This window comes from Vibrio sp. 10N.261.51.A3, assembly GCF_041471965.1.
In the GTDB taxonomy this organism is placed as follows: Bacteria; Pseudomonadota; Gammaproteobacteria; order Enterobacterales; family Vibrionaceae; genus Vibrio; species Vibrio crassostreae_C.
The window spans coordinates 34,655-43,037 of sequence record NZ_JBFRPK010000081.1 but is presented as its reverse complement, the minus strand read 5'-3'; the positions used below and the strand labels follow the sequence as shown (position 1 = coordinate 43,037).

Genomic DNA, 8,383 nt, shown 5'->3' with positions numbered 1-8,383 from the left:
AATATCAGTTGACCACTACAATACGACGAAGATTGCGAATGAATACAGTGAGAACACCAAACACATTGCCGCAGAAGTCATGGACTACGGTTGCGATAGCCACGGGGCTGTGCACTCGCTAAGGCACTCGCTCAACCTTGATTCTGTCGTCATGACCACACCTTATGACTCCTGCTATATCTCTAAAACACGTTCTAAGATGATAGAGCTCAATCAATTAGACGACTTCTACGATAGTGCTGACTTTGCCTATTCACGCTTCATGGATACCGAGCACGACATTGAGATGGTTGCTCGAATATCTAAACGATCTATCGAAGCTCGATACAAGAACTCACTATTGCCTCTATTAGTCGATTCGATTTCCATCCAGAAGAATGGTTACCACATCTTAAACCTTGGCGAAGAGAGTAAATCTATCTATCAAACCTCCCTACCAACGGGTGCAACCATCACCTTCTACAGTGACGACATTGTTGCACTATGGATTGCGCTTTCTCTGATACTCGCCACCCTGCTTTATCGCTCCTATATTCTGGGTTTCGTGATCTACCTGTTTCGTTGGAAACACATCTCCTTTGAAGAAGAGCCGATCATCAACACCGAAGACAACTGCGTTCTCTACTACGAGTTGTTATCTCGTGTGCGTAACGTTGGCGTTTTAAGCTTCATCAACACCATGAGACGCACCAATTTACTCACCTTTCATACTATTTTACTCATCGAGACAGTCAGAAAAGCGAAGTTAAACAACAGCCATGAGATCTATGGTGTCAACGTGTGTCCGAGTGCTTTGGTAGGGTCGAACTTCGCAAGGCTCAGAGAGCATTTAGCCGCGATGGAAGCGAATGAGTTTGTCGTAGAGATTACTGAATATTCGAACATTGGCTATGGGTGTGAGGTTATCGATAACATTAAGGATATCGAGTCAGGAGAGCATCATCAGGGTGTATTGCTCAATATCTCGGAGATTGGACGCCTATCAAATATCACAATGATTTATGAAGGTGTCGAGACGCGTAGGCAGCAATATATCTTGTGTCAGTTAGGCTACAACTTACATCAAGGTTACCTATATAGCCGGCCTAATGACTCAAAGGAGCAATAGGCCCAGCCTAATAGAAATCTTGATCAGCAACCATTTCCTATTCAAATAATCATCGCTCATACAGCTGCTTGAGAGCCCACAAGGACGTAGGCTTCAAGTACCCTCCCCGCCAAACATGCTTTATCCAAATATAAAAATATCCGATCCATTTTCATAAAACCCTTGCCAATTCGAATAAAAAGGTTAGTGTTATACACATGTATATCACCATGCAGTTTTAATTATGACCGAATGGAAAGACGACCAACCGATCTTTAGGCAACTTGCCGCAAAGATCAGTGACCAAATTCTTCAAGGTGTTTGGTTAGAGCAACAAGCATTGCCCTCTGTGCGTGCGGTTGCCGCCGATCTCAAGATCAACCACCTTACTGTCATGAAAAGCTACCAGTTACTGGTGGATGAAGGCTTGGTAGAGAAAAAACGCGGCCAAGGCATGTATGTGGCCGAAGGGGCACTTCAAAAATTGAAAGAGTCCGCACACCAATCATTCATCAACACACAGATCCCAGCCATCGCTGAGACGCTAAGCATCATTGATATGAGTGTCGAAGAACTCGTGAAACAGCTAGCACAACATATAAAGGACAAGTCATGAGTACTTTACTTTCCGTGAAAAACGTAACCAAAACCTATTCAAATCAAGTGGGTGTCGAGAACATCAGCTTTGAGTTAAAACCGGGGCAAGTGCTTGGATTGCTGGGCCATAATGGCGCAGGGAAATCGACTCTGATCAAATCACTGCTTGGTGGACACAACTATCAAGGTGAGATTGAAGTAAACGGCTACCACCCTATCCACCAGCACGCAGAGCTCATGCAGCACTTGTCGTACATCTCAGATGTTAACGTGTTACCAGAGTGGATGACGGTTAAACAACTGCTTCGATACACACAAGGTGTGCACCCTAGCTTCAACAAGCAAAAAGCAGAACAGACATTAAGCAGCACCAACATTAAGTTGTCTTCTACTATCAAGCAGCTTTCTAAAGGGATGAAAGTACAACTTCACCTTGCGATCATCATCGCGACTGACACTCAAGTGTTGATCTTAGATGAGCCGACACTGGGCTTAGATTTGCTGTACCGCGATACTTTTTATCGCCACCTACTAGAATGGTTCCACGACGGTGAACGCGCCATGATCATTGCAAGCCATGAGGTTTCAGAAATTGAACACCTCTTAACGGATGTACTGATTTTGAAGCAAGGTCATTGTGTACTGCAAAAAAGCATGGAAGACATCGAGAGCGACTATTTCATTATTGAAGTCGCAAACAACCATTCAAGCGAGATTCAGAAACTCAACCCACTGACCTCACAATCAGGGCTAGGCACTACTAAGTGGTTATTGGAAGGTCAATACAAAGCGCAAGTTGAATCACTGGGTAACATCTATAACGTTGGTCTCGCAGATCTATTCCTTGCAACACAGACGGAGAAGGCATAATGCATCCAAGTTTTTACATGCTAGAAAAAGAACTCATCGAGCACAAAATTAACACTCGATTGCCTCTGTTTGTCGCGTTATGTGGTTTCTTACTGTTCGTTAGTCTGTTCTTCAATGGCGCAGCGCAGCATGAGTTTTTCTTCGAAATGCAAGTGAACGGTGACGTGAGCGACATCCACAGAGAGTTCGCACAAGACCTCAACTCAGTGATCTACTTTGGCGCGGGCCTTATTTCACTGATCCTATCAACGCTTTACATCCCTAAAACGCTGCGTAAAGAGCGCCAAGAAGGCAGTTCGATGTTTTGGAGAAGTATGCCGGTATCTAACGCAATGACTCACGGTGTGAAACTCGGCTTCGGTTTAGTGGTGATTCCGGCTATCTGTGCATTGTTAGTACTGTTCGCAGATTTTCTATTCTGGATATTGAACGTCTCAAGTGAACAACAACTGGCGCTATTGGTTGAACAACAATCTCTGTTTTATGTGCTGAGCAACTGGGTCGTGTTTTTTGGACGAATGATGTTAGTTGCACTGGTTTTATTGCCACTGGCAACCGTCACTCTAGCGATTTCGCAGCTGGTAAACTCTCCATTGCTTGTCATTTTCATCTCAAGCTATGCGATTAAGTTCCTCTCTGTCGCAGTGTTTGGGTTCTATGGCATCAACGATTTCCTATCTCTCATCGCATCACTTCCAATGAAGGTACTGACAGCAAGCAACCCATTCAGCGCGATTGCTGAAGCACCGGTTTTATCGTTAAGTATTTACGTACTGATTGGCATTGGCGGCTATCTGCTGAGCCTAAAGCTAAATAGAACGGATGACGTGAGCTTAAAGACGCTATTCCAACGTTAGAGTCTATCCTAAGCACGAGCCTTTATCGGGCAGTCACATCAGATATCAAAATCTAAATCAAAGCTTCTGAGAAATCGGGAGCTTTTTTATTATCAAGACGTTAACGAGTACAGGGATGCGATAACAAGGAACAAGGAACAAGGAACAAGGAACAAGCTTTAGTTTGGGGTAACAGGTTTAACAAACGAAGATAAACTTAGAGGAGGTATTAATGAGCTGACATTGAATTGCATTGTTGTTAATGCCTGCCAGCTCTTTGGGGATGATTTCGCTAGTCGCCGACCAGATGAAGGTCCTTGAGAGTGCTAATGAAATCAGTTTGTTGCGTTTTACATTTTATTAAGCTTTTCAGCTTTTAAAGCTTTACGATTTAAAGCTTATTTCTTTGATGCTTCTTTTGACGTGTCTTTCCAGTATTGGATACGAACGCGATGAAGCTGTGCTCTTCTCATTTTTTTCATAAGGGATATTTCCTTTTCTTTAACTGCTCTTCATGAGCTATTTTTATTGCCAACCATTCGAATCTAACGGTGTTTGATGCCCAGATCAATGATACAAATCACAAAATATATAGAGTTTTGAGTACCATTTACATCAAAGTATGACCTAGATATCAACTATGGCTCAATTCAATCCTATGAGCCGCTGTTCAAAATTAAGGTTAGTTCTCTCAGATGACAAATTCATTTCAGTATCAATACAGTTCAATGATACTAATTTAATAGACCGGACCAACGTTGATTTAGTTCCAGTGTCTTGTCATTTGTTGATTACATCACCTTTAAAGTTACGGTGTAACTAAAAAATACATTCAATGTGAACTAATAATCGCCACATTAGCCTATACGTTACAACATCAAAATGGGATTATGTTTGTAACGGATAGAGCTTTTGATAGAAAAAAGCCGTAATGGACCAAATTAAATAGACGTAATTAAATGGACGTAATTATGAGTAAAGTAATTCTGCAAGGGCATATTCTAGTGCCAGACAACGACCTAGAAGCAGTGACACATGCCTTGGTTGTGCACAAAGAACTGACACTAGAAGAACCTGGTTGTATTGTGTTTCGAGTCAGTCAAAGCACGCTTCAACCTAATCGCTTTGAAGTGTATGAAGAATTCACTAGCCGAGAAGCATTCGAAATGCACCAACAGCGAGTAAAAGCCTCTGAATGGGGTGAAATCTCCCAGAACGTGACACGTCATTACCAAGTCACTGATGTTCCGACATCATAATGATACATCCGCTAGCCAAACGCATCGTCACGTTGATCAAACAAGATCCCTTACGAATGAAGGTTTTAGACTGTGTCGCTCAGTTGGATTTGCCGCAGTGTTATGTCGCTGCGGGCTTTGTGAGAAACCTCGTTTGGGATCACCAGCATGGTAATGCCTCCCCGACTCCATTCAATGATATTGATGTGATCTACTTTGATCCCATTGATACCTCTTACGAATCGGATCTTAGATACGAGGCTCAGCTTAAACAACGGTTACCCGAACTGAATTGGCAAGTTCGCAATCAAGCCTACATGCACACTAGAAATGGGGATGAACGTTACCAAGGCTCATTGGATGCGATGAGTTATTGGCCAGAGAAAGAAACCGCCGTCGCCGTGAAACAAAGCCTCCATGGAAACATCGAGTGTATTTCTGCCTTTGGCTTAGAGAGTTTGTTTGATTTGCAAATCACACCCAATCCAAAGCGTAGCCGAGATATCTTTGATCAAAGAGTGCAATCCAAAGGTTGGCTAACCCAGTGGCCCAAGTTAACGATGAGTCACAGTTAACTAGCAGTCGAATTCAAACGCTAAAACCATTGACTAAAAGTCCAATCAGATCGAACATGCCCCACTTATTAGCTTATTAAGTTAGTAATTAACCAACTCATCAACCACGCGTGGCGACTAGCTGCTACGCTCTCTCGTCATACTGAGTAACGACCATGAACCAACAATACATGCTGCAAGCACTCGAAGCTTCGCGCCAAGCCTTACCTGATTGCCAACCAAACCCGCCAGTAGGCTGCGTTTTGGTGAAGAACGATAAGGTGGTGTCTGTTGGGTACACGCAAAAAGTCGGCGGAAACCACGCCGAGGTTGAAGCACTGAATAGTTATAACGACAAAACGGACGGAACAATGGAGGGGGTTACCGCTTACGTAACTTTAGAGCCATGCTCTTTTGTTGGCAGAACTCCCGCTTGCGCCAATACATTGGTTAAAGCAGGTGTAAAACACGTAGTCGTGGCGATGCTAGACCCAGACCCTCGCAATAATGGTCGTGGTGTTGCGATCCTTGAATCGCACGGTGTGAAGGTAGAAGTGGGGTTATGCCAAGCGCAAGTGAGCGCCTTTTTAACCTCTTACCTTGGTAAGTCCTAGATCTTAAACAGCCAGTATTAGTTCAATTTCACTCGGTAAAGCGGATTGACTGGCTTATCGACAAAATACGACCAAATATGATCGTAGACGGCATGTTGGTTGGGGAACGGCGCTAACGCTTTTGCTTCTTCTAAATTACACCAGCGGTACTCGGTGTGTTCGTCATTCAGTTCAATCGCTTGGTTGGGTGGGCATAGCACCGCAAACACAGGGATTAGCTGAATCACATTCACGTGCGCCTCATAAAACTGCTCCAGAAACTGCGCGTTATACAAAGCTTCCACTTTAATTTGGGTCTCTTCTTCAAACTCGCGCACGATAGCCTGCCAGCCTGTTTCACCCGCTTCAATCGAGCCTGCGACGTGACACCAAAACTCACCTTTAACACGCTTCATTAATAGCATTTTCATTTGTCCGTCGCTCTCTGAAATAGCGACACCGGAAACAATCGAAGTATTGAGTGGAATCATAACGTTACCTTAGTTTTAATAAGAGGGCGGCAAGGCTACCACCCTTGGTTTGTTAAATTGTCTTCTATGATTAAAAACGAGAAGTTACTCATCAATTAATGGCGTTCAAGCCATAACTCATAGGCTCGTCGCTTGGCTACCCAGTAATAGAACTATTTCTTATTTGAGGCGCTTTTCGATAAAGAGTAGAATCGCCGCCTTGTACTGTGTTTAACGTCTCTGAACATACACAGTAGACTCACAACCATTTATCACCACGATATAAGTATTAATACGACTATGCACTCATCAAAACCAACGCACGACTCAGAAAACAGCCACACACCTGAGCATTGCTTCACTCGTTTTCAACAGCCGATCGAGTCATATTCGTTGCCTGAGCGTTTCACATTCCCGTTCTACTACGAACCGCACCCATTGTGTGAAATCGCTTCTCATCAGCTTCAACAATATCTAGAAACTCAAACCGACTGGCAGCATGACTTCGGACTGGATTCTGACGCTGGTCGCGGCAAAATGTTTGGTGTGTTATTGGTGAAAAGCCCTGAAGGTGAATTGGGGTACTTCTCTGCTTTTTCAGGGAAAATCGCCGACCAAAACCTACTGCCTCACTTTGTACCGCCCGTGTTCGACATGCTCAGCAGCGACAGCTTTTTCCATCAAGACACAGCCGACATGATGGCTGTCAACGCTGAGTTTAAAGCGCTGCAAGCAAATACTGAATACCTTGAATTGTGCGAGCAACTGGCACAGCAAAAAGCGCAAGCCGAGCAAGAGATTGAAGCTCAACGTCTATTGATTATTGAAGGCCGAAAAACGCGTAAAGAACAACGTGAACAAGGTAAAGAAAACCTTGATGAGCAAGCTTTCGAACAGCTAAATAATGAGCTAAACAAAGCCAGTGTTGCCGACAAGAACCAGCAGAAGTACCTAAAACTTAACTGGGAACAGACCCTGCAAGTGTTGCAAGCTAAAGTTGATGTGTTCAACACTCAACTGGCTGAGCTAAAAGAGCAAAGAGCACACATTTCTCATCAGCTTCAACACAAGTTGTTTTCACAATACGCTTTCCAAAATGCGGAAGGAAACGTTGAAGACCTTAACCAAATCTTTGAAAACACGCCAAACAAGATACCACCAGCTGGCTCTGGTGAATGCGCTGCGCCTAAATTGCTGCAATACGCGTACTTACATGGTTACACGCCACTGGCATTGGCTGAATTTTGGTGGGGCCGCTCTCCAAAGTCGGAAATCCGCAAGCACAAGAAATACTACGCTTCTTGTCAGAGTAAATGTGTGCCGATTTTAGGCCATATGATGAAAGGCCTAGAAGTCGATCCAAACCCATTGCTAGAGAACCCAGCAGAAGGCAAAGAACTGGATATTCTGTTCCAAGATGAGCACATCGTGGTAGTACACAAGCCAGCAGGTTTTCTATCCGTGCCGGGTAAAACCATCAAAGATTCCGCCTACACACGTGTTCAAGAAATGCATCCCGATGTTGAAGGCCCATTTGTGATTCATCGCTTAGACATGGCGACCTCTGGCATTCTAATCTTCGCTCTCACACGACGTGCGAACAAGAGCTTACAGAAGCAGTTCATTACTCGTGAAGTCGAAAAGCGTTACGTGGCAATGATTGAAGGCGTTCTAACAGAAAATGAAGGCTATGTTCGACTGCCATTGCGTGGTGATTTGTACGACCGCCCTCGTCAAATTGTCTGCTTCGAACACGGCAAGCCAGCAGAAACCAAATGGGAAGTGATTGAGCGAAACGGGCAAACCACTAAGGTTTACCTGCATCCTAAAACAGGGCGTACACACCAGTTGCGTGTTCACTGTTCACACCAAGAAGGCCTTAACATGCCTATCGTCGGTGACGGCTTGTATGGCAATAAAGCCGACCGATTGCACTTACACGCAGAAAGACTTGCGCTGCACCACCCAGTCACCAAAGAGTGGATGGAATTCCAGTTCGACGCCGAATTCTAAAATCTCTCATTAGTAGCGAGCTTTGATAAGGAGTCACAACCGCTTGTGGCTCCTACCTCTTTTGGGTATATATCCACGCTTATTGCACTACATCAAGATTCACTTTGTTGTGAAGAGTAGCATGC

At 44.2% G+C, this 8,383-nt stretch carries 8 protein-coding genes and 1 pseudogene; 8 read left to right on the top strand and 1 reads right to left on the bottom strand.

All coding sequences use genetic code 11. From position 1 onward, the window contains the following. From AB4371_RS18600 to AB4371_RS18570, 7 genes and pseudogenes are all read left to right on the top strand, one after another. Window positions 1-1,108 (top strand): annotated as a pseudogene (locus AB4371_RS18600) (EAL domain-containing protein); the annotation flags it as partial. Between the two features lie 223 nt (window positions 1,109-1,331). After that, window positions 1,332-1,703, top strand: a complete 372-nt coding sequence (locus tag AB4371_RS18595; RefSeq protein ID WP_145575318.1) for a GntR family transcriptional regulator — start codon at window positions 1,332-1,334, stop codon at window positions 1,701-1,703. Next, a complete protein-coding gene (locus tag AB4371_RS18590; protein WP_017072200.1) occupies window positions 1,700-2,554 on the top strand; it encodes an ABC transporter ATP-binding protein in 855 nt (284 codons plus the stop codon). The genes AB4371_RS18595 and AB4371_RS18590 overlap by 4 nt, the downstream gene beginning before the upstream one ends. Beyond that, a complete protein-coding gene (locus AB4371_RS18585) occupies window positions 2,554-3,411 on the top strand; it encodes a hypothetical protein (RefSeq protein ID WP_136978731.1) in 858 nt (285 codons plus the stop codon). Before AB4371_RS18590 ends, AB4371_RS18585 begins: the two co-directional genes overlap by 1 nt. Window positions 3,412-4,361: 950 nt before the next feature. Beyond that, window positions 4,362-4,649, top strand: coding sequence for a putative quinol monooxygenase (locus tag AB4371_RS18580; protein ID WP_017060584.1), 288 nt, complete (start codon window positions 4,362-4,364; stop codon window positions 4,647-4,649). Then, on the top strand, window positions 4,649-5,203 hold the full coding sequence (locus AB4371_RS18575) for a nucleotidyltransferase family protein (protein WP_372089714.1): 555 nt from the start codon (window positions 4,649-4,651) through the stop codon (window positions 5,201-5,203). The genes AB4371_RS18580 and AB4371_RS18575 overlap by 1 nt, the downstream gene beginning before the upstream one ends. 155 nt (window positions 5,204-5,358) lie before the next feature. Continuing rightward, entirely contained in the window at window positions 5,359-5,796 is a 438-nt protein-coding gene (locus AB4371_RS18570; protein WP_102394169.1) for a bifunctional diaminohydroxyphosphoribosylaminopyrimidine deaminase/5-amino-6-(5-phosphoribosylamino)uracil reductase RibD, read from the top strand. 17 nt (window positions 5,797-5,813) lie between these two features. Here AB4371_RS18570 and AB4371_RS18565 read toward each other — a convergent pair whose 3' ends face one another. Continuing rightward, window positions 5,814-6,266, bottom strand: coding sequence for an NUDIX pyrophosphatase (locus tag AB4371_RS18565; protein ID WP_017060581.1), 453 nt, complete (start codon window positions 6,264-6,266; stop codon window positions 5,814-5,816). Between the two features lie 279 nt (window positions 6,267-6,545). Here AB4371_RS18565 and AB4371_RS18560 point away from each other — a divergent pair, with 279 nt between their 5' ends. Next, the gene (locus AB4371_RS18560) at window positions 6,546-8,258 is read left to right on the top strand and encodes an RluA family pseudouridine synthase (RefSeq protein ID WP_017072196.1); all 1,713 of its coding nucleotides are present in this window, start codon (window positions 6,546-6,548) and stop codon (window positions 8,256-8,258) included. Window positions 8,259-8,383 lie beyond the last annotated feature (125 nt).